Genomic DNA, 21,875 nt, shown 5'->3' on the forward strand with positions numbered 1-21,875 from the left:
TGGTCGCCCCAATATCTCCGCCCCCCGACAGGCACCGCGCCCTCCCGACGGGCACCGCGCCCCCCGACAGGCCCCGCGCCCCCGGCAAGCGCCTTACCATCCGGAGCATGGAACCGGGGATCATCACACGCGTCAGCGACGGCACGGCGACCGTCACCCTCAGCCATCCCGCCAAGCGCAACGCCATGACGACGGACATGTGGCGGGAGCTGCCGCCGCTGCTGGACCGGCTGGCGGCGGACCGTGCCGTACGGGTGCTGGTGCTGACCGGCGCGGGCGGTACGTTCTGCGCGGGGGCCGACATCGGGTCGCTGCGCGGGTCGGCGGGGGCGGAGAAGGGGCTGGCGACGGCCGCCGAGGAGGCGCTCGCGGCGTTCCCCAAGCCGACGCTGGCGGCGATACGCGGCTACTGCGTGGGCGGCGGCTGCCAGTTGGCGGTGGCGTGCGATCTGCGGTTCGCGGAGGAGGGCGCGCAGTTCGGGGTGCCGCCCGCGAAGCTGGGGATCGTCTACCCGGCCTCGTCCACCCGGCGGCTGGTCCGCCTGGTGGGCCCGTCGGCCGCCAAGTACCTGCTGTTCTCGGGCGAGTTGATCGACTGTGCGCGGGCGCTGCGGACCGGGCTGCTGGACGAGGTGCTGCCCGAGGGCGGGCTGGACAAGCGGGTGGCGCGGTTCACCGCCGTACTGGCGAGCCGGTCGCAGCTGACGCAGGCCGCGGCGAAGGAGTTCGCGGACGGCCCGGCGGACGCGGAGCGGGTCGCGCACTGGGAGGCGCAGGCGCACGGGAGCGGCGACACCGCGGAGGGTGTCGCCGCCTTCCTGGAACGCCGGGAGCCGCGTTTCACCTGGTCCGTGAGGTGAATCGAGCGGCTCCCGGCGGGTTGTGCGACGGGCGGGCCCCCGTGGGTCAGGTGACCTCGCCGTCCGTCTTGAGGGTCAGGCGTACCTGGGTGTCGGCGGTGCCGTTGTTGGTGGCGCAGGCGGTGTAGTCGCCCGCGCCGGGCCAGCCGGCCCAGGTGTCCCGCAGTTCCGCGGCGTGCGCGGTGACCAGGCCGGGCGAGCCGGTGCCGGGCACGGTCGCGCCCTGGTACTGGAGCTTGAACCCGGCGCCCCGGCCCGTCGCCCTGCCGTCCACGCGCACCGTGTGCTGCGCGGTCTGCTGCACGCAGCGCTGCTCCCCGGGGTGCAGGGTCCCGCCGTAGAACTGCGAGGCCGCGGCCGGTCCGGCGGCCGACAGGGCCAGTCCGGCGACCGAGGCGGCGGCGCACGCGACGCCGATGACGGTGGTGGTCCTGCGGTTCATCTTCCTTCGCCCCCTGAGTCGTCGGTGGTGCGGCACCCAGGAAGCTAGGCGCGGTGAACGCCCGGAAAGCAGACCGTTACGTGTCCGCTTCCCGTCCGATGAGGGTCCGTCGTGGCCGCCGCGGCGACATACTTGACGCGTGACCGACCGGTTGGGCGACCGGCTCGTGACGGCGCGCGAAGAGGGCTTCGTCGGCCGCCGCCGGGAGACCGCCGCCTTCCGCGCGCTGCTGGCCGCCGGGCGCGGCGCGGTGGTGTACGTCCACGGTCCGGGCGGCATCGGCAAGACCACGCTCCTGTACCACTTCGCGCAGCTCGCCCGGCGCGCCGGGCGGCCCGCCGTACGGCTGGAGGCGGCCGAGGTGCGCTCCTACGAGGAGGAGTTGGCGAGGCGCATTCCGGACCGGCCGGATCTGGTGCTGCTCATCGACGGCCTGGACGACCCGCGGGCGGCGCGCGACACCGTGCACCGCGAGCTGCTGCCCCGGCTGCCCGCCGACGCGCTGGTCGCGCTGGCCTGCCGGACGGCGCCGCCGCTGTCCTGGCGCCTGGACCCGGCGTGGCAGGGGCTGCTGCGCCTGCTTCCGCTCGGGCCGCTGGACGAGGCCGACAGCCGGGAGCTGCTCACCCGGCGCGGCGTGCCGCCCGCCGTCCAGGACCAGGGGCTGGCCTTCACCCGCGGGCACCCCCTCGCTCTCGCGCTGGTGGCGGACGTCGCCGCGCACGGCGGCGAGGCGGCCGGGGCCGATCCGTCGCCGCAGATCGTACGGGCGCTGCTGGCGAGCCTGCTGGAAGCGGTGCCCACGCCGTTGCACCGGACCGCGCTGGAGGCGTCCTCGCAGGTGCTCTCGACGACCGAGCCGCTGCTGGCCGCGCTGCTCCAGGTGGCCGACGCCCGGCCGTACTTCGACTGGCTGTGCGGGCTGTCCGCGGTGGAGAGCGGGCTGCGCGGGGTGCATCCGCACGATCTGGTACGGGACGCGCTGGACGCGGAGCTGCGCTGGCGCGACCCGGAGCGCCGGGCCGCGCTGCACCGGCGGGCGAGCGCGTACTACCAGCGGCTGTTCACCCAGGAGGACGACCGGGCGCGGCAGCGGGCGGTGCTCGCGGACTTCGCGTATCTGCACCGGGACAGTCCGGTCGTCGGGCCGCTGCTGGAGCCGGTGGCGCGCGGCGCGGCCGGTGCCGCGCGGCTGGACCGGCTGACCGTCTCGCCGGGCCCGGTCACCGGCGGTGAGCTGGTGGAGGCGTGCACGATCGCCGCGATCCACGAGGGCATCGAGGCGGCGCGGCTGGTGCACGACTGGTCGCGGCGCCCGGAGGCACAGACGTACACCGTGCGGGGCCCGGACGGGGTGGCGGCCGGGTTCTACACGCTGATCGAGCTGGGCGGCACCGCCCCGGCGGACGCGCCGGACGTGCCGGACCCGCCGGACGATCCGGCCGTACGGGCCGCCCGCGGCTGGCTCGCGGAGCACGGGGAGCTGCGCGGCGGCGAGACGGCGCTGCTGGTGCGGTTCTGGATGAGCCGCGACGAGTACCAGGCCGTCTCGCCCGTACAGACCCTGATCACCCTGCGGCTGACCCACCACTACCTGACGGACCACAAGCCCGCGGTGACGCTGCTGCCGTTCGCCGATCCGCGGTTCTGGGAGCCGGGCTGCGCGTACGTGGACTTCGCCCGGCTGCCCGCGGCGGACTTCACGGCCGCGGGGCGCCGCTTCGGGATGTTCGTGCACGACTGGCGGCGGGTGCCGGCGCTGGCGTGGCTGGCGATGCTGACCGAGCGGGAGCGGGCCGAGGACCCGTTCGCGGTGACCCCGCCGGCCGCGTCGGACCCGCTGCGGGTGCTGGACCGGGAGGAGTTCGCGGCGGCGGTGCGGGACGCGCTGCGCGGGCTCGTGCGGGCGGACGGTCTGCGGGACTCGCCGCTGCTGCGGACGCGCCTGGTCGCGGGGCGGTGCGCGGCGGGTGGGGCGGGCCCGAAGGAGCGGGCGGCGGCGCTGCGGGAGGCGGTGCGCGCGGCGGCCGCGGCGCTGGAGGCGTCGCCGCAGGACCGCCGGGCCTTCCGGGCGCTGCACCACACGTACCTGCGCCCGGCCGGCACCCAGGCACGCGCCGCGGAGCTGCTGCGCCTGCCGATGACGACGTACCGGCGCCATCTGGCGGCCGGGATCGGCCGCCTGACGGAGCTGCTGTGGCAGGAGGAGCTGGAGGGCGGGGGGCCGGAGGGCGGGGAGCGGGCCGGTGACGGGCCGGCCGGTGGCGGGCCGGAGGCCGGTGGGAGCGACGGTCCCGGCGGCCCGCCGGAGGTCAGCCGTCCAGGATGAACCGGCTCCGGTCCCGCATGGCCGCCGTGATCCCGGCGGGCGCCTTCTCGGGCGAGCCCGCGTCGTACGGCGGCTCCGGGTCGTACTCGATGCCGAGCTGGACGGTCTGCGCGTGGGTGTCCCCGGCGATCCGGCCCACCAGCGCGAGGCCCATGTCGATGCCGGAGGACACGCCCGCGGCGGTCACGTACTTGCCGTCGAAGACGACGCGCTCACCGGTCGGCTCCACGCCGTGGGCCGGGAGCCGGTCGAGCGCGAGCCAATGGGAGGTCGCGCGGCGGCCCTTGAGGAGGCCCGCGGCGGCGAGCAGCAGGGAGCCGGTGCAGACGGAGGTCGTCCAGGTGGTACGGGTGTCCACGGCGCGCAGCCAGTCGTGCAGCGGCCCGTCGTCCATGAGCGCGGCCTGGCCGGTGCCGCCGGGCACCACGAGCACGTCCGGGGCGGTGACCTCGGACAGTACGGCGTCGGCGGTCAGCGCCAGGTCGCCGCCGCCGGTGCGGTGCTCGCCGGTGCGCCCGGCGACGAAGACGGTCTCGGCGCCCGGGATGCGGCTGAGGGTCTCGTACGGGCCGACGGCGTCCAGGGCGGTGATGCCGTCGTAGAGGAGGATGGCGATCTGCATGGGGTGCCCTACTTTCTTGATCGTGGGTTCGAACTGGTCACTCGTAAGATCAGCGGGACCCAGGGGTTCTGGGTATGGCTGTCATGGGGACGCCGTGAGATGGCCGGAAAGGCTTGGCCGCCCGGAGCCCCGCGACGACTCGACCGCCAATTGGGAGATGCGACTCGATCGCTGTGTAGGGCAACGTCGGCGAGGTCGTCTGCTGGGCTGTGAACGCGCGACGAGCCGGCGGAGGTGACTGTGCCCCGGATAGGGGCCGGAGTGGACATCGGCAAGGACCACCACCACTGCGTGGTGATCGACGCGGACGGCGAACGGCTGCTGTCCCGCCGGGCCCTGAACGACGAGACGAGCCTGCTGGAACTGATCGGGGACGTCCTGGCCCTCGACGCCGATGCGCTGTGGGCCGTTGACCTCAACCACGGCGGCGCCGCCCTGCTGATCGGGCTCCTGCTCAGCCACGACCAGCCCATGGCATACATCACCGGCCTAGCCGTGCACCGTGCCTCGGCTTCCTATCGCGGCGAGAGCAAGACCGATGCCAAGGACGCCTTCGTCATCGCCGACCAGGCCCGCATGCGCCGCGACCTGGGACTGTTGCGGCCCGGCGACGAGATCGCCGTGGACCTGCGCATCCTGACCACTCGCCGCACCGATCTGATGTGTGACCGCACCCGGCAGATCAACCGTCTCCGCGCACGACTGCTGGAGATCTTCCCTGCGTTGGAGCGTGAGCTGGAGCTGACCAACAAAGGGCCCGTCATCCTGCTGACCGGCTACCAGACGCCGGCCGCGATCCGCCGGGCCGGAGCGAAGCGCATCGAGACGTGGTTGCGCAACCGCAAAGTCCGCAGTGCCGCCGCGCTCGCCAGGACGGCGGTGGAGGCCGCTGAGGCCCAGCACACCGCGCTGCCCGGCGAGAAGCTGGCCGCCGCCATGGGGGTCCGCCTCGCGAAGGGGGTGATGGCCCTCGATGAGGAAATCGCGGAAGTCGATGCCCTGATCGAGGCCCGGTTTCGCGAGCATCCTCATGCCGAGGTGATCCTCAGCCTGCCCGGTATGGGCAAGCAGATGGGCGCCGTCTTCATCGCCGCCACCGGCGGCGACATGGACGCCTTCGGCAGCGCCGACCGCTTGGCCGGCTACGCCGGCCTCGCCCCCGCCCCACGCGACTCCGGACGTGTCCGCGGCAACCTGCGCCGTCCCAGACGGTTCCACCGAGGGCTGCTCAACGCGATGTACTTGTCCGCGCTCTCCAGCCTGAAAAGCTGTCCGGCCTCGAAGTCCTACTACGCGCGCAAGCGTGCCGAGGGCAAGGGACACAAGCAGGCGCTGCTGGCGCTCGCCCGCCGTCGGCTCAATGTCCTGTGGGCCATGATCCGCGACGGAGCGTGTTACCAAGCCACACCACCTGTCACAGCAGCGGCTTGACATCAGCATTGGGAAGCCTTTCGGTGGTGGGCGTGGTGAAGGGGCCGCGGCGTGGTGAAGAGGAAGGGGCGGGCGGTCAGGGGAACGGCGGCGGGGCCACGGGCCGGAAGCGGCGGCGGTATTCGGCCGGTGCGGCGCCCAGCGCGCGCAGGAAGGCGCGGCGCATCGCCTCGGGAGTGCCGTAGCCGCAGCGGCGGGAGATGCCCTCGACGCCGTCGGCGGTGTCCTCCAGGAGGCGCCGGGCGGCCTCCAGGCGCACCCGGTCGACGTACCGTCCCGGGGTCATGCCGACCTCGTCCCGGAAGGCCCGGGCGAAGTGCCGGGGCGACAGGCCCGCACGGCCGGCGAGGGCTTCCACGGACAGGTCGGCCGCCGGGTGCTCGGTGATCCACTGCTGTACGTCGCGCAGCGGGCGCCGGTCCGCGGTCTGCGCGGCGAGCTGGGCGCTGAACTGGGTCTGGTTGCCGGGGCGGCGCAGGAAGACGACCAGGTGGCGGGCGACGGCCAGCGCGAGGTCGCGGCCGAGGTCCTCCTCCACCAGGGCCAGCGCGAGGTCGATGCCCGCCGTCACGCCCGCGGAGGTGGCCGTGTCGCCGTCGCGTACGTAGATGGGCTCCGGATCGACCCGTACGGCCGGGAACCCGGCGGCCAGCTCGGTGCACCGGGACCAGTGGGTGGTCGCCCGGCGGCCGTCGAGCAGCCCGGCGGCGGCGAGCAGGAACGCCCCGGTGCACACCGACACCTTGCGGCGGGCCCGCGGCGCGTGCAGCCGCAGCCAGTCGACCAGCCGGGCGTCGGGTTCGCGGGTGCCCCGCCCGCCGGGCACGAGCAGGGTGTGCGGCGGCGCGGCGTCGGGCAGCGCGAGGTCGGGGGTCAGGGTCAGCCCGCTGCCCGTACGGACCGGGGCGCCGTCGAGCGAGGCGGTACGGACCGGATAGGCGCCGGGCAGGCGCCGGGCCGCCTGGCTGAAGACCTCCAGCGGGCCGGTGACATCGAGGCTCTGCACGCCGTCGAAGAGGACGACCAGCACGTCGCGCTGTTCCATGGCGCCCATCCTGCGGGGGCGCCGACGATGGCGGCAATGACGAATAACCCACCTTTACTGCCATGGGCCGGTGTGTCCGGGCGGCAGTCGCCGAGGACTTCCCGGCCCCCCTCCCCTCCATACCAACGGGTCGGTAACCTGCGGTCATGACCACCAAGACCTCGCTCCCCGAGCGCGCCGGCCGGCGGTGCCACAACGTCGTCAACCCGCTGCACTCGACCGTCTACTTCTCCCCCGACTTCCCCGCGGAGTTCGCCGCCCTCGGCATCGAGGACCGCAGCGCCGCCTACTTCGCGAGCCGGTCCGCGGCCCTGGGCGCGGTCGGCGCCGGCACCGTCACGGCGACCTTCTACAACTTCAAGCACGACCTGGTCGCCCGGCACATACCGCAGGTGTGGAAGGTGGCCTCGCCCGAGGAGGTGCTGGCCGCGCGGCTGCGGGCCGCCGACCGCACCCTGCGGCGGCTGCTCGGCGACGCGGCGGTGGAGTCGCCGGAGATGGCCGAGGCGGCCCGGCTGGCGCTGCGCGCCGCCGAGGCCTGCACCCGGCACGCCCGCCCGCTGTACGCCGCGCACGCCGACCTGCCCGTCCCCGACGCGCCGCACCTCGCCCTCTGGCACGCGGCGACGCTGCTGCGCGAGCACCGCGGCGACGGCCACCTGGCGGCGCTGCTGGACGCCGGCCTGGACGGCCTGGAGGCGCTGGTCACCCACACCGCGAGCGACCACGGCGCGGCCCGCTCCTGGGTCCTGGAGTTCCGCGGCTGGTCGCTGGAGGAGTGGCAGGCCGCCGAGGAGCGGCTGCGCGGGCGCGGCTTCCTCGACGCGGCGGGCGAACTGACGGAGGCGGGCAAGCGCCTGCGCGCGGACCTGGAGGACACCACGGACCGGCTGGACCTGGCGCCGTACGAGCACCTGGGCGCGGCGGACGTGGCCCGGCTGACCGAACTGGCCAACGGCTTCACCCGGACCGCGGTGGCGGCGGGCGCGTTCCCGGAGGCGCTCCTCGGCAAGCGCTGACCCGGGGCCCGCAGCTCCCGGGCGCGCGACGGGGGGGGCGAACTCCCGGGCGCGCCATGGGAGTTCCCTCCTTCCCGTATGCCCGTCCCGCGCACGGGGAAATCAGGTGCGCGGGACGGGCCGCCGCTGCCACGCTGCGCCGATGGACCGTCAAGAGATCTCCCGGATCGCTCACACCGGGCACCCGATCGCGGCACCGCTCGACGACGACTCGGTGCGGCAGCTGCTGGACCACGGCCTGCCGCGCGGTGACGAGCGGGTGCTCGACCTCGGCTGCGGCGGCGGGGAGTGGCTGCTGCGCGCGCTGGCCCGGCATCCGCGGCTGCGGGCCGAGGGCGTCGACACCAGCGCGGCGGCCCTGGCACACGCCCGTACGGCCGCCGCCGGGCGGGGCGTCACAAACCGTCTCGTCCTCCATCACCGAGACGCCGCGGACTTCCGCTCCCCGCACCCGTTCGGCCTGGTGCTCAGCGTCGGGGCCGCGCACGCCTTCGGCGGCCTGCTGCCCACCCTGGCGGCGGCCCGCGCGCACCTGGCCCCCGGCGGGCGGGTCCTGGTCGGTGACGGGTTCTGGGACCGTACGCCGTCACGGGAGGCCGTCGAGACGCTCGGCGACTTCGCCGACCTGCCGACCACCCTGGAACGCGTCGCCGCCGACGGCTGGACCCCCGTCCACGGGCATGTCAGCACCCGCCGCGAACTGGACGCCTACGAGTGGTCCTGGACCGGATCACTGGCCGCGTGGGCCCTGGACCGCCCCGACGGCCCCGACCGCGCCGAAGCGCTCGCGGTGGCCGGGGCCCACCGTACGCAGTGGCTGCGCGGCTACCGGGACAGCTGGGGCTTCCTGAGTCTGGTGCTGCGCCGCACCGACGGCTGAGGACGCGCGCCGGGGCACGGCACCGGTGCGTGCGGCTTCTCACACCTGGCGACAGCGGCGCGGGGGGGGCGCGACAGTGCGGCCCGGCAACCTGCACAATGCAGGCTCAAGCAAACGCTGGAAGGCGGGGCAGGAAACAACGTGACGGCATCCACCGAGGCCAACGGGGCGTCCGGGACCATCGGATCCATCGAAGCGAGGATCGCCGACGAGCTCGGCGTCAAGGAGCGGCAGGTGAAGGCCGCGGTCGAACTGCTCGACGGCGGCTCGACCGTGCCCTTCATCGCCCGGTACCGTAAGGAAGCGACGGAGATGCTCGACGACGCGCAGCTGCGCGCGTTGGAGGAGCGGCTGCGCTACCTGCGGGAGCTGGAGGAGCGGCGGGCCGCGATCCTGGAGTCCGTACGGTCGCAGGGGAAGCTGGACGCCGCGCTGGAGGCGCAGATCCGGGGCGCCGAGTCCAAGGCCCGGCTGGAGGACATCTACCTGCCCTTCAAGCCCAAGCGGCGCACCAAGGCGCAGATCGCGCGCGAGGCGGGCCTGGAGCCGCTGGCCGACGGCCTGCTGAACGACCCGTCGGTGGAGCCCACGGCCGCCGCGGCGGCCTTCGTGGACGCGGACAAGGGCGTGGCCGACCCGGCCGCCGCCCTGGAGGGCGCGCGGGCGATCCTGACCGAGCGCTTCAGCGAGGACGCCGACCTGATCGGCGAGCTGCGCGAGCGCATGTGGACGCGCGGGCAGATCACCGCGAAGGTCCGCGAGGGCAAAGGCGACGGCAAAGAGGGGCCGGGCGCGAAGTTCGCCGACTACTTCGACTTCGCCGAGCCCTTCACCGCGCTCCCCTCGCACCGCGTCCTGGCGATGCTGCGCGGCGAGAAGGAGGAGATCCTCGACCTCACGCTGGAGCCGGAGACCGAGCCGGTCGAGGGCGCCACCTCCTACGAGCGGTCCATCGCCGCGAAGTTCGGCATCGCCGACCGCGGCCGGCCGGCCGACAAGTGGCTCCTGGACACCGTCCGCTGGGCCTGGCGCACCCGCGTCCTGGTCCACCTCGGCATCGACCTGCGGCTGCGGCTGCGGCAGGCCGCCGAGGACGAGGCCGTACGGGTCTTCGCGGCCAACCTGCGCGACCTGCTGCTGGCGGCGCCCGCCGGCACCCGCGCCACGATGGGCCTGGACCCCGGCTTCCGTACGGGTGTGAAGGTCGCCGTCGTGGACGCGACCGGCAAGGTGGCCGCGACGGAGACGATCTACCCGCACGTGCCGCAGCAGAAGTGGGACCAGTCGCTGGCCACGCTGGCGCGGCTGGCCCGGGAGCACGGCGTCGAGCTGATCGCGATCGGCAACGGCACCGCGTCCCGCGAGACGGACAAGCTGGCCGCCGACCTGATCGCGGCGCATCCGGAGCTGAAGCTGACGAAGGTGATGGTCTCCGAGGCGGGCGCCTCGGTGTACTCCGCCTCCGCGTTCGCCTCGCAGGAGCTGCCGGACCTGGACGTGTCGCTGCGCGGCGCCGTCTCGATCGCGCGCCGCCTCCAGGACCCGCTGGCCGAACTGGTCAAGATCGATCCAAAGTCGATCGGCGTCGGCCAGTACCAGCACGACCTGTCCGAGGTGAAGCTGTCGCGCTCGCTGGACGCGGTGGTCGAGGACTGTGTGAACGGCGTCGGCGTGGACGTCAACACGGCGTCCGCGCCGCTGCTGTCGCGCGTCTCCGGCATCGGCTCGGGCCTGGCCGAGAACATCGTCGCGCACCGCGACGCCAACGGTCCCTTCCGCACCCGCAAGGCGCTCAAGGACGTGGCGCGGCTCGGCCCGAAGGCGTACGAGCAGTGCGCGGGCTTCCTCCGCATCCGCGGCGGCGACGACCCGCTGGACGCCTCCAGCGTGCACCCGGAGGCGTACCCGGTGGTGCGCCGGATGGTGAAGACGGCGGGCGGCGAGGTGTCCTCGCTGATCGGCAACACGGCGGTGCTGCGCTCGCTGAAGCCGGCCGACTTCGTGGACGACTCCTTCGGTCTGCCGACCGTCACCGACATCCTCCAGGAGCTGGAGAAGCCGGGCCGCGACCCGCGTCCGGTCTTCAGGACGGCCACCTTCAAGGAGGGCGTGGAGAAGATCGGCGACCTGGCGCCCGGGATGCTCCTGGAGGGCGTGGTGACCAACGTCGCCGCCTTCGGGGCGTTCGTGGACGTCGGCGTCCACCAGGACGGTCTGGTCCATGTCTCCGCGATGTCCAAGACGTTCGTCAAGGACCCGCGCGACGTGGTCAAGCCGGGTGACATCGTGCGCGTGAAGGTGCTGGACGTGGACATCCCGCGCAAGCGGATCTCGCTGACGCTGCGCCTGGACGACGAGCCGGGCAAGGGCGGCGGCGCGGCCGACGGCGGGCAGCGCGCGGGCGGGCAGCGCGAGGGCCGCCGCGGCGACCGGCCGGACCGCGGCGACCAGCGGCGCGGCGGCGCGCCCCGGCAGCGCCAGGGCGGCGACCGCCGCGGCGGCTCCCGCGACGCGGCCCCCGCGAACGGCGCCATGGCCGACGCGCTGCGGCGGGCGGGCCTGCTGGGCAAGGAGAACGGGGGGCGCTGAGCCGGGGGCGGCCGGGGGCGGTGATGCCGGTCCCGGCCGTACGGGTTCGGCTCTGGGCCGGTACGGCTGCCGTACGGGTTCCCGGCCGTGCCCGGCTCAGGGCACGGCGGCCCGGCGACACGTATGGACCACTCCGTACGGATCACCGTGTAGAGGTCACTGCGCAGAGGTCACTGCGTACGGATCACCGCATACGGGTTCACCGCATACGGTTCACCGCTACGACCCTGAGTACGGCTCACCCCGGCGCGTCCTCGCGCGGCACCGGGCCGGGGCCCTTCCGGTGCCGTCCGGCGCCCGGCTTCGCCAGGTGGCTGACCCACCGGCCGTTCTCCTCGGAGACATAGCCCTCCCCCGCGGGAGCCTCCCCGGCACCGCGCTCCGGGGAGGCCGGGGCGTCCTCCCGCGCCGCGCGCTGTGCCCTGCGCTCCCGCTCGGGGCGGTTCTTCGACATGTCATCGCTCATGCTCATGTCACCCATGCCGGCTCCCTGCTCACGCTTCGGTCGATGGTCCGGTGGCGCCCGGCGGTGCCGCCCGGCTCCTCCAGTACCGCACCGGCCCGGCGCCGTCGGCATGCCCGGCGTGCCAAGCGGGTGGCGGCCGGGGACAGCCGCCCGGCACCCGTCGGCGGCACGCCTACCCGCCGTCGGCCGGTTCAGGCCGGGGCCGTCACCCCGTTACGCGGGCCGATTACGCCGCCCCGTTACGCGGCCCCCGCGAAGCCCCGCATGTGCTCCAGCTCGGCGGCCACGTCCGTGAGCGTGGCGCAGCCCGGTACGGGCGGGATCTGCGCGGCGAGCGCGGGCGGGCCCGGGCGCCCCGGGTCCTCCAGGGCGTCCGCCATCGCGGTCAGCGCCTCGCACAGCCGGCGCGCCTCCTGCGGGGTGGGTCGGCGGGCGCCGTGGTCGAGCCGTACCGCGCAGGCCGTCGCCGCGTCCACGATGCGCTCGGCGGCGGTGACGACGGTGAGCCAGTCGGGGTTGCGGCCGCGCGCCGCGACGAGTTCGGCGGCGGCGGTCTCGGCCGCCCCGCGGGCCTCCCCCAGCGCCCGGTAGGCCGCCCGGCGCCGCACCAGGCGCTCGCCCCGGTCGTGCCCCGGCTCGGTGCGCAGCACTTCGCCCAGATACGCCTCGGTGGCACGCAGCGCGGCCGTCACCCGGTGGCCGACGCGGCGGCGCGGGTCGGCGAGCCGCGGCAGATGGCCGACGACGAGGACCAGGGCGCAGGCGGCCGAGGTGTCCACGATCCGCTCCAGCGCGGCCTGCGGATCGCCGCTGACGTGCACGAACGACAGCACCATCAGCGTGATGGCGACGGTCTGCAGCGCGAAGTGGCGGGTGGCGAACGGCAGCAGCGCGCCGCCCGCGCCGGCCACCAGCGCGGGCCACCACCAGCCGTCCAGCAGCGCCCCCGCCGCCGCGAAGACCAGCACGCCCGCGACGGTCCCGGCGAAGCGGTTGACCGTACGGGAGAACAGCGGGCCGAGATCGGGCTTGACGAGGAAGGTGGCGGTGGCGGGCAGCCAGTACCAGTGCTCGGCGCGCAGCGCGAGGGCCACCGCCGCGCTCACCGCGATGCACAGGCCGACCCGCAGTCCGTAGTCGCGCCCGGCCGGTCCGGGCATGCCGCGGCCGCGCCGGACCCGCGGGGCCTCGGGCCCGGGTGCGCGTCCGGGCTCCCGCTCGTCCGGCCGTACGGCCCCCGAGATCACCGCGGGCCCTCCGTCGGCCCCGGCGGCGTCCGCCGGTTCCGTACGGGCGAAGACCACCGCCGCGTCCAGGAGCGCGCGGTCGAAGGCGCCGCGCGCCGGTGAGCCGGTGTCCGGCGCGGACAGCCGGCCCGGCGGGCGGCCGGTGCGCAGTGCTTCGGCGAAGCGGCGCGGCCCCTCGGCGACCCGGTCCGGCAGCGGCCGGGCCTCCCACAGCAGCGCGACGCTGGCCTCGCACAGGGCGGTGGCGGCGGCCAGCCGCTCGGCGAGCAGCCGCTCGCCCGGGCGGGGCCGGCGGCGCAGCAGACGGCGCAGCCGCAGGGCCTCGTCGGCGCGGTCGAGGGCGGCGGTGAGGCGGCGCCGGGCCGCCTCGGCGCCCGGCCCGCCGACGGCGGCGAGGGCGTCCGCGAGTGCGTCGAAGACGGTGGCGACGGCCGCCCGCTCGCCGCTGAGCGGCCCGCCGGCCGGGCGGGGCGGGTGGAACACCAGGCGCAGCAGGAGCAGCCACAGGCAGCCGGCCAGCAGGTAGAGGGCCTTCAGCCAGGGCGCGCCGGACAGCGGCATGCCCGCGCCGAGGACGGTGCTGGCCAGCATCTGCATGCCCGCGTTGGAGCGCACCGGCCCGGCGACGCTGCCGGCTCCCGAGACGAAGCCGACGGCGAACAGCGCGGGGACCACCCACCAGCCCGCGCCGACGGTCTGCAGTGTGGCGCCCATCAGCATGCCGAACGCCGACGCGAGGGCGGGCAGGCCGATGTGCACGATGCCGCGGCGCCGGGTGCCGGGCCGGTCGTTCACGCCCGCGAGCATGGAGCCCAGCCCGGCCAGCACACCGGCCGCCGGATGGCCGGTGGCCACGCCTGCGGCGAGCAGCGGGCCCGCGCACAGCGCGCCGCGGACCACGGCGGCCCAGGGAACGGGCAGCCGCTGCCAGCGCAGGGGGTGGGCGAGCCAGGTGGGCACGGCGCGCGGAGCGCGGGGCATGGGCCTCCTTGGTACGGCGGATGACGGTGTACGGGAAACGTAGGAGTACGTACCCGGATGGAACGGGACGTACTGCCCGGCGCAGGGCCGGGCGGGTCCCGGTACGCGGATCGGGGGCGGGTGTCCGAGGGGCGTCATCGGCCGACGGTGCTGACACCCAGCTTACGGTTCCGTTTGTACGGATCACGACGTACGGGTTACGGGGATGTCAAGATCACATCCAGCCGTACCGGACGGGCCGTCCGGTGCGCGGTCCACCCCGTCCGGCCCTATTCCCCCGCCACCCTCGCCACCAGCACACTCCCGCTCGTCCGGGCGACCACGAACGCCGTGCCCTTCGTCGCCCGCGCGTCCACCGCCAACCGGTGGGTGCCCGCTTCCACTTGTCCCGTGAACAGTTCGGCCGTCCGGGTGCGCGACAGCCGGTCCACGCGGTACGCGGTGAGGGTGACCCGGCACGGCACGGCGGTCTCGACGGTGACCTCGCCGCGCGCGGCGGCCAGCCGCAGCAGCCGGCGCTGGTCCTGCGGACAGCGGTCCAGGGCCTCTTCGATCCGCGCGACGAGCAGCGGGACGACCGGCACCGGCAGGTCCACGAAGACCGCCGAGGAGCCCGCCGCCGCGAACGCGGCGCGTACCGCGGCCCGCTCCGCCTCGTCCACCGCGCCGCCGAAGGCCACCGCCCCGTAGGACCGCAGTTCGTCCGGCGAGACGCCCGCCGCGTCGCGGCTGATCTCCGCGCCGATGCCGATGCCGCGCAGCGCGGCGGCCAGCCGGGCGGGCAGCGCGACCCGCTGCCCGACCAGCAGGACCCGCCGGGCGGTCGCCGCGCCGTGCGCCGGGCCGTCGTCGGACAGCAGGCGTTCCAGCGCGGCCCGGTACTGCGCGCCGTCGAAGCGGAACGGGCCGACGCCCGGATAGCCGTCGCGCCGCAGGTCCGCCCGCTCCCCGGTCTGCCAGGCGAAGTCCCGCCACACGACGTCCGCGCCGTCGCGCTCGATGACGGCGGTGACCGCGCCGCACTCCAGGCCCTCGCACTCCGGGCAGCCGTACAGGACGTAGCGCCCGTCGGCGAGCGGGGCGTCCTCCTCCAGGAGCAGCCGCCGGACGTGCGCGGTGAACAGGGAGGGGCCGAGGTCGGCGGCGAGCGGGGAGACCGCGTCGAGGTCCGCCAGGCGCAGCAGCAGCGGTCTGCCGTCCACGATGAAGTCCCAGAAGTCGCGGTGGACTTCGTACGCGCCGTTGGACAGCACGGCGCCGGCGCGCGTCGCGGGGGCCAGTCCGAAGGTCGCGTGGTGCGCAGGCATGTCCTGAGTATCCCCACGCAACGGGCGACAAGTGCCCGGGCTGCGGCAAATCCCTTGGAGGGGCCCGTTCCGTATCGTTCCGGCATTCTCCTCGCCGCGGTACGCACCGGCCGTTGCGGGCTTTCGTCCGCCCCGCCCCGCCGCACCCGTCGCCCCCGGCGGACACAGCGGATAGCGTCCTGGGCATGACGACGAGCGATGTGATCGTGATCGGCGGCGGGGTGCTCGGTCTGACGGCCGCCGTCGCGCTGGCGGAGGGCGGGCGCGGGGTACGGGTCGTCAGCCGCGATCCGGCCCGGGACACCACGTCCGCGGTCGCGGGCGGCCTGTGCTGGCCCTACCGGGTGCGGCCGGAGGAACGGGCGGTGGCCTGGTCCGTACGCTCCTTCCACGTGCTCGCGGAGCTGGCGGAGCGCCCGGCGGAGACCGGCGTGCGGATGGTCGCCGGCACCATGGCCGACGAGCCCGGCGCGGCACCGGAAGCGGGGCCGGACGGCTGGCACGCGGCCGTGCCGGGCCTGCGGCGGGCCGCGCCGGAGGAGCTGCCGCCGGGCTACGGCTCCGGGTGGCGCGCCCGCATGCCGCTGGTCGACATGCCGTCCCACCTGGAGTATCTGGAGCGGCGGTTGGCCGCGGCGGGCGGCACGGTGCAGCGGCGGCCGGTCACCTCGCTCGCGGAGGCGGCGCGGGAGGCCGGCACGGTCGTCAACTGCTCCGGGCTGGGCGCCCGCGAGCTGGTGCCGGACGTGGCGGTGCAGCCGGTGCAGGGACAGCTGGTGATCGTGGAGAACCCGGGCGTCCAGGAGTGGTTCGGCTCGGCCGGCGAGCACGCCGGGACCACGACGTACATCCTGCCGCAGCCGTACGGGGTGGTGCTCGGCGGTACGGCACGCGAGGGCGCCTGGTCCCGGGAGCCGGACCCGGCGACCGCCCACGCGATCGTGGAGCGCTGCGCGCGCGTCCACCCGAAGCTGGCGCACGCCCGCGTCCTGGCGCACCGGGTCGGCCTGCGCCCGGCGCGTGCGTCCGTACGGCTCGAAGCGGAGCGGCTGCCCGGCGGCGCGCTGTGCGTGCACAACTACGGGCACGGCGGGGCCGGGGTGACGGTGGCGTGGGGCTGCGCGGACGAGGTGGTGCGGCTGGCCGGGGGCGGTACGGCGTGAGAAGAGGGCCGGTGGTCCACCGGCCCTCCCCTTGGATCGCCTGCCCGGCCGTCGCTACGGTGTGCCCTCCTCGGCGGCGGAAGCCGTGCCGGCCGATCCCGTGCCGGCGCCGTTGCCCGGCCCGATGCGGATCTCGAAGTCACCGTCGTAGCGCTCGTGGCCCGCGATGACGGCCAGTTCGACGACCTCCTCGCCCTTCTGCCCGCGGACGATCAGCGGGTCGCGGCGCAGGTCCTTCATCAGCGCCCAGCACATCGCGATCATCACCAGGGTGAAGGGCGCGGCGACGAGGATCGTCAGGTCCCGCAGCCCGGTGAGCGCGTCGTCCGACCCGCCGCCGATCAGCAGCATGATCGCGGCGACCGCGCCGGTGACCACGCCCCAGAAGACCACCACGAGCCGGGTCGGTTCGAAGGAGCCCTTCTGCGACAGCGTGCCCATGACGATGGACGCGGCGTCCGCGCCGGAGACGAAGAAGATGCCGACCAGGATCATGACCAGGATGCTGGTGACGGTGGCGACCGGGTACTGGTGCAGCACGTCGAAGAGCTGCCCCTCCGGCGTGGACTCGCCGGAGAGCTTCTTGGTGTCCTGGAGGTGCATGGCCGAGCTGCCGAACACCGCGAACCACAGCAGGCTCACCACGCTCGGTACGAGGATCACCCCGCCGATGAACTGCCGGATGGTGCGCCCGCGGCTGATCCGGGCGATGAACATGCCGACGAACGGCGTCCAGGAGATCCACCACGCCCAGTAGAACACCGTCCAGCCGCGCAGCCAGTCGCCGACCTTGTCGCCGCTGGCGGCCTCCGTACGCCCGGCGAGCTGCGGCAGTTCACCGAGGAAGGTGCCGAGGGAGGTCGGCAGCATGTTCAGGATGAGGATGGTCGGCCCGACGACGAAGACGAACACGGCCAGGATCAGCGCCAGCACCATGTTGATGTTGGACAGCAGCTGGACGCCGCGGGCGATGCCGGAGACCGCCGACAGGACGAAGGCGACGGTCAGTACGGCGATGACGACGACCAGCAGGGTGGTGCTGACACGGTCCATCCAGCCCAGCACCTTGATCCCGCTGCCGATCTGGAGCGCGCCGAGGCCCAGGGAGGCGGCCGAGCCGAAGAGCGTGGCGAAGATGGCGAGGATGTCGATGACCTGCCCGCCCCAGCCGTTGGCCCGCCGCGCGCCGATCAGTGGCGTGAACACCGCGCTTATCGTCTGCCTTCTCCCCCGCCGGAAGCAGCTGTATGCGATGGCCAGCCCCACGACCGCGTAGATCGCCCACGGGTGGAGGGTCCAGTGGAAGAGCGTGGTGGCCATGGCCGTGTCCATGGCCTGCGCGGCGTCCTTGGGGTCGGTGCCCGGGGGCGGTGTGCCGAAGTGCCCCAGCGGCTCGCTGACGCCGTAGAACATCAGGCCGATGCCCATGCCCGCGCTGAACATCATCGCGACCCAGGACACCGTGCGGAACTCCGGCTGCTCCCCCTCCTTCCCCAGGGTGATCCGTCCGTACTTGCTGACGGCCAGCCAGATCGCGAAGACCACGAAGCCGGAGGCGGAGAGCACGAAGGCCCAGCCGCCGTTCTTGATGATCCAGTCCAGCATCGTCGCGGAGGCGCTCTTCAGCGACTCGGTGGAGGTGGCGCCCCAGGCGATGAAGGCGAGGGTCAGCAGCGCGGTGACGCCGAATACCACGCGGTCGGTCTGTGGAGGGCCGGTGCGGTGCGGCGCGCCGGGGAGGTCCGCCATGACCGGCGCGCCTCCCCCGCCGCCCGTGTCCTTGTCTGGTTCCGACACGTGTCGACCTTTCAATAGGCCAGATTTTCCCTACCCGTTACCCCCTACCACACGGTGGGAAGCGTTCAGCAGCCCTTGAGCGGAGTCGCGGCCGTAAGGTGATATTCGGCCCGGCCGTCCAGCAGCAGCGGAACGAGCGCGCGCAGCGGCTGGCGCAGCGGGACCACGGCGCCGCCCCGGCCGTCCCGCCGCAACGCCACGCCGTGCAGCGTCAGTTCGTCCTTGACCTGGGCGTACTGCCGGTTGTCGAGGCGGTAGGCGCACGGCGGGTCGCGCAGGATCCTGTCCGCCGCGGGCGGTTCGTTGTCCGCGCCGCCGAGGTACACCGGCCCCCGGTCGGCGTAACCGGCCAGCCGGGCGCGGGTGGTCGCGGACTCGATCCGGCCCCGGCGTTCGGTGGCGAAATCGAACAGCCCGCGCAGGGCGGCCCGTTGCGAGGTGACCCGGCGGCGGTTGTTCAGTGCCGGGTCGGCCTTCTCGGCGTCGGTCAGCGCGTCGACCCGGGTCTCCACGAGCAGCCCCACGGAGTTCTTCACCCCGGCGGTGTTGCGCAGGATGCGCTCCTGGCCGTCACCGGCCACCTGCTTGACCGGCTCGCCGGTCTCCGGGTCGGTCCAGATGCCGTAGATCCCGGTGCTGAATCCCGCCCCGGCGGCCGCGGGCCGCACGTACCGCTCGGAGAGGGCGGTGGACTCCCCGTGCACCGCACGCGCGGTGTTCAGGTTGCGCGGCCACAGGGACAGCAGGTCCTTGGTGTAGTAGGGCGCGACGGGCGTGTACTCGTGCAGGTCGTAGACGACGTCCGGGCGGTGGTCGCGCTGTACGGCGGCCATCGCCCGCGCCTCGGCGGTCCTCAGGGCGAGGTGGTCGCGGTTGATGTCCACCCCGGCGGAGTTGCCGCGGGTGTCCGCGGCCCGGCCGTCCGGGTTGGCGGTCGGCACGACCAGCACGCTGGTGCGCTCCAGGAAGCGGCGGGTGGCCCGGTCACCGGCGAAGGCGAGGTCGCGGACCGTGGACAGGCACGCCTCGCGCCCGGACGGCTCGTCGCCGTGCTGTGAGCAGATGAGCAGCACCGTGTTGCCGTGCCGTGCGGCTTCGGCGCTCCTCGGTGCCGGTGCGCCGATCCGTATGAGACGTATCGGGCGGCCCTGCGCGGTGGTGCCGATCCGGTCCGTGCGGACCCGGTCGCTCGCCCGGTCGACGGCGGCGAGGAAGTCCCGCTCCTCGGGCTGGGTGGTCCAGCGGGCGCCCCCGCTGGTCTCGAAGCCGGTACGGGGCAGGTCCGGGCCGGCCGCGCCGGCGGGTGCCGAGGCCAGCAGGGTCGTGGTGAGCGCGGCGGCCAGCGCCGAGAGGGCGAGGCCGCGGGGAAGGGACGTCACGAGGGGGTGCCTCCGGTGTCGGTGGTGGGGCGAACGGTGGAGGAAGTGCGGGTGCCGGAGCAGCGGTACGGCGCGGTGGGGCGCGGTACGGACACGGCGGGGCCGGAGCGCGTGCCCCGGCCCCGCCGTACCGTCAGCGCGTACCGGGGATGCGGCTCGGTACGGGCGGCTCGACGCCGGTGCGCGGCGCCGGGGCCACGCGGGCCGGTCCGCCGGTCCCCGCGGTGGCGGCGGCCAGCGCCTTGCCGCCGCCGACGACGGGCAGGCGGGCCGCGGTGCGGGCCAGGTCGAGGGTCAGGCGCGGGGTGGTGGACGGCGGGTCGATCAGACCGGCGTCCGTACCGGCGACGATGAGCGCGAGCCGGTGCCCGGCGGGGACGACGTGGTCGCTCGCGGCCAGGTCGAGGGTGATCGTGTAGCGCTTGCCGGGGATCAGCGGGCGGCCCTTCCCGGGATTCGCCCAGTTGCCCAGATCGGCCCAGCCACGGCTGAAGACGGTGTGGCCGACCTGGACCGTGTCGGCCTTGGTCTCCTTGTAGCAGGCACTGTCACCGGCGGTGCTCGCGCCCCAGCAGGTGCGGTCGGCGAGGGTGGTGATGCCCTCGCCCGCGGCACCGTAGTTGCGGATGGTGTCGGGCCCGAGGTCCACCAGGACGGCGGAGAGATGGGCGGTGGAGGTGCTGGGTGTGGCGGTGACGGTCACCTTGCCGGAGCCGGACAGCCGCAGCGGCTTGGTCAGCGGCTTGGTGGTGAACCCGGCCTTGGCGGGGGTGGACGTGTCGATCCGCGCGGCCCAGTCCTGCTCGTTCAGGCTGGGGTCGTCGGTGAAGGTCTCGGTGGCGCCGTGCGGCGCGCGCCGGGTGCCGAGTTCGCCGACGCCGGGCGCGGTTCCGTTGCGCGGCCGGACGGTGGTGGCCGAGGTGCCGGCGGCGGGCCAGACGCGGTCGGTGGTCCACCGGTCGGGCGCGCGCTCGATGTCGGCCATCGGCTCCTCGTCGATGCCGTTGTCGTAGCCCATCAGGTAGTGGTCGAACCAGCGGTGCAGGGTGGGCACCCAGGCGGACCGCCGGAAGTCGAACGGGTCGACGTGGCCGGTCTGGGAGAGCCAGACCTTGCGCTCGACGCCGTTGTCGGCGAGCGCGTCCCACCACTGGCCGAAGTGCTTGGTGCGGACGTTGAGGTCCTGCATCCCGTGGACGGCGAAGACGCTGGCGGTGACGTTCTCCGCGTCCTTGACGTAGTCGCGCTCGGTCCACAGCGGGGTCCAGTCGCCGGTGCGCGGCGCGCCGTCGGCGAGCTTCTTCTGCATGCCCGCGCAGCGCAGGCGCGCCTCGGGGCTCTCGACGCGGTCGGCCAGCCGGTCGGGGCCGGAGTCGTACAGCGGGGCGCCCTTGGCGAAGTAGTAGTCGTACCAGGAGGAGATGGCGGCGATCGGCACGATGGTCTTCAGGCCCTCGACGCCGGTGGCGGCGACGCCGTTGGCGATGGTGCCGTCCCAGCTCTTGCCGATCATGCCGGTGTCGCCGTTGGACCAGGCTGCGGTGACGCGTTTGCCGCCGGTGCGGGAGTCGTAGGCGCGGCCCCGGCCGTTGAGCCAGTCGACCACGGCGCGCGCCGACTGGACGTCGGAGCGCCCGCCCACGTCCACGCAGCCGTCCGAGCGGTTGGTGCCGGCCAGGTCGACCAGTACCGTCGCATAGCCGCGCGGGACGAAGTAGTTGTCGTAGAAGAGCGGGAACTGCACCGGCCGCCCGGCGCTGTCGTAGGTCTTCTTCTGGCTCTCGTTGCCCCGCCCGCAGCAGGAGTAGTACGGGCTGGCGTCCATGATCACGGGGATCCGGCGGCCCTGTTGCGCGGGCTCGCGCGGCCGCACGATGTCGACGGCGACCCGGTCGGTCCGCCCGTCCGAGTCGCCGTCGATCCGCGTGTCCACCCAGACCGATTCGCGTATCGCGCGGTCGTAGGAGTACACGGGTCTGGACTCGGCGGGGGCGGCCCGTGCGGCGGACACCGGGCCGACGAGCGAGGACAGCAGGGCGGCCACGACCGCCGTCACGAGCGCTTTCCAGGGGGTGCGGGTGATCCGCGCGCTATTGGTCACGGGCGGACGGTAGCGCGGGGGAACTCCTGTGCGTAAGAGTGCGCGAGGCGACGGGAGGGTCCGCGGGGGCGGTCGTGCCGGACGGGGCCGGCCGGCCTGTGACGTGCTGATGTCGGTCATGTGTCAGATGCGGCCATGGACATGACGGGCGGCTTCCGAGTACATAGAGTCTGAGCATCTGAAGAGATGACGGCCCGAACGGGCTCACCTCCCCTAC

General features: G+C 74.5%; 16 protein-coding genes. 7 read left to right on the forward strand and 9 right to left on the reverse strand.

Annotated elements, in window-relative coordinates; genetic code table 11:
- The first annotated feature begins 107 nt into the window (after positions 1-107).
- The gene (locus CP973_RS26225) at positions 108-860 is read left to right on the forward strand and encodes an enoyl-CoA hydratase/isomerase family protein (RefSeq protein WP_150246065.1); all 753 of its coding nucleotides are present in this window, start codon (positions 108-110) and stop codon (positions 858-860) included.
- Positions 861-906: 46 nt separating this feature from the next.
- On the opposite strand, the gene CP973_RS26230 is transcribed toward CP973_RS26225, so the two are convergent.
- Positions 907-1,302, reverse strand: coding sequence for a hypothetical protein (locus tag CP973_RS26230; RefSeq protein ID WP_150246068.1), 396 nt, complete (start codon positions 1,300-1,302; stop codon positions 907-909).
- A 139-nt stretch (positions 1,303-1,441) separates the two neighbouring features.
- On the opposite strand from CP973_RS26230, the gene CP973_RS26235 reads away from it, so the two are divergent.
- Positions 1,442-3,631 carry an ATP-binding protein gene (locus tag CP973_RS26235; RefSeq protein ID WP_150246071.1) on the forward strand — a complete coding sequence of 730 codons (2,190 nt, stop codon included), beginning with the start codon at positions 1,442-1,444 and terminating at the stop codon, positions 3,629-3,631.
- Here CP973_RS26235 and CP973_RS26240 read toward each other — a convergent pair.
- Complete coding sequence (locus CP973_RS26240) at positions 3,615-4,253, reverse strand: DJ-1/PfpI family protein (RefSeq protein WP_150246073.1); 639 nt, start codon at positions 4,251-4,253, stop codon at positions 3,615-3,617. The genes CP973_RS26235 and CP973_RS26240 overlap by 17 nt on opposite strands.
- Before the next feature lie 240 nt (positions 4,254-4,493).
- Between CP973_RS26240 and CP973_RS26245 the strand changes: the two genes are divergently transcribed.
- On the forward strand, positions 4,494-5,684 hold the full coding sequence (locus tag CP973_RS26245) for an IS110 family RNA-guided transposase (RefSeq protein WP_150246076.1): 1,191 nt from the start codon (positions 4,494-4,496) through the stop codon (positions 5,682-5,684).
- Between the two features lie 76 nt (positions 5,685-5,760).
- Here the strand turns inward: CP973_RS26245 and CP973_RS26250 are convergent, their stop codons facing one another.
- Positions 5,761-6,729, reverse strand: coding sequence for a GlxA family transcriptional regulator (locus tag CP973_RS26250; RefSeq protein ID WP_150246079.1), 969 nt, complete (start codon positions 6,727-6,729; stop codon positions 5,761-5,763).
- A gap of 146 nt (positions 6,730-6,875) precedes the next feature.
- On the opposite strand from CP973_RS26250, the gene CP973_RS26255 reads away from it, so the two are divergent.
- From CP973_RS26255 to CP973_RS26265, 3 genes are all read left to right on the forward strand, one after another.
- Positions 6,876-7,748 (forward strand): SCO6745 family protein, encoded by an 873-nt coding sequence (locus CP973_RS26255; protein WP_150246081.1) that lies wholly within the window; start codon positions 6,876-6,878, stop codon positions 7,746-7,748.
- 142 nt (positions 7,749-7,890) lie between these two features.
- Positions 7,891-8,628 carry an SAM-dependent methyltransferase gene (locus CP973_RS26260; RefSeq protein ID WP_150246084.1) on the forward strand — a complete coding sequence of 246 codons (738 nt, stop codon included), beginning with the start codon at positions 7,891-7,893 and terminating at the stop codon, positions 8,626-8,628.
- Between the two features lie 141 nt (positions 8,629-8,769).
- Complete coding sequence (locus CP973_RS26265) at positions 8,770-11,217, forward strand: Tex family protein (RefSeq protein WP_150246087.1); 2,448 nt, start codon at positions 8,770-8,772, stop codon at positions 11,215-11,217.
- A gap of 238 nt (positions 11,218-11,455) precedes the next feature.
- Here CP973_RS26265 and CP973_RS26270 read toward each other — a convergent pair whose 3' ends face one another.
- The 3 genes from CP973_RS26270 to CP973_RS26280 form a co-directional block, all read right to left on the reverse strand.
- Complete coding sequence (locus CP973_RS26270; protein WP_150246090.1) at positions 11,456-11,698, reverse strand: hypothetical protein; 243 nt, start codon at positions 11,696-11,698, stop codon at positions 11,456-11,458.
- A 224-nt stretch (positions 11,699-11,922) separates the two neighbouring features.
- Positions 11,923-13,911 carry an FUSC family protein gene (locus CP973_RS26275; RefSeq protein WP_150246094.1) on the reverse strand — a complete coding sequence of 663 codons (1,989 nt, stop codon included), beginning with the start codon at positions 13,909-13,911 and terminating at the stop codon, positions 11,923-11,925.
- A 269-nt stretch (positions 13,912-14,180) separates the two neighbouring features.
- Positions 14,181-15,218 (reverse strand): oxidoreductase, encoded by a 1,038-nt coding sequence (locus CP973_RS26280; RefSeq protein WP_150246097.1) that lies wholly within the window; start codon positions 15,216-15,218, stop codon positions 14,181-14,183.
- Between the two features lie 185 nt (positions 15,219-15,403).
- Here CP973_RS26280 and CP973_RS26285 point away from each other — a divergent pair, with 185 nt between their 5' ends.
- The gene (locus CP973_RS26285) at positions 15,404-16,381 is read left to right on the forward strand and encodes an FAD-dependent oxidoreductase (protein ID WP_150246100.1); all 978 of its coding nucleotides are present in this window, start codon (positions 15,404-15,406) and stop codon (positions 16,379-16,381) included.
- Between the two features lie 54 nt (positions 16,382-16,435).
- On the opposite strand, the gene CP973_RS26290 is transcribed toward CP973_RS26285, so the two are convergent.
- The 3 genes from CP973_RS26290 to CP973_RS26300 form a co-directional block, all read right to left on the reverse strand.
- Positions 16,436-18,130: a BCCT family transporter gene (locus tag CP973_RS26290; RefSeq protein ID WP_150250275.1), complete on the reverse strand. Its 1,695-nt coding sequence runs from the start codon at positions 18,128-18,130 to the stop codon at positions 16,436-16,438.
- A 113-nt stretch (positions 18,131-18,243) separates the two neighbouring features.
- Complete coding sequence (locus tag CP973_RS26295) at positions 18,244-19,557, reverse strand: M14 family metallopeptidase (RefSeq protein WP_150246102.1); 1,314 nt, start codon at positions 19,555-19,557, stop codon at positions 18,244-18,246.
- 133 nt (positions 19,558-19,690) lie between these two features.
- Complete coding sequence (locus CP973_RS26300) at positions 19,691-21,778, reverse strand: Xaa-Pro dipeptidyl-peptidase (RefSeq protein WP_150246105.1); 2,088 nt, start codon at positions 21,776-21,778, stop codon at positions 19,691-19,693.
- Between the last annotated feature and the right edge of the window lie 97 nt (positions 21,779-21,875).

The organism is Streptomyces albofaciens JCM 4342 (genome assembly GCF_008634025.1).
Classification (GTDB): Bacteria; Actinomycetota; Actinomycetes; order Streptomycetales; family Streptomycetaceae; genus Streptomyces; species Streptomyces albofaciens.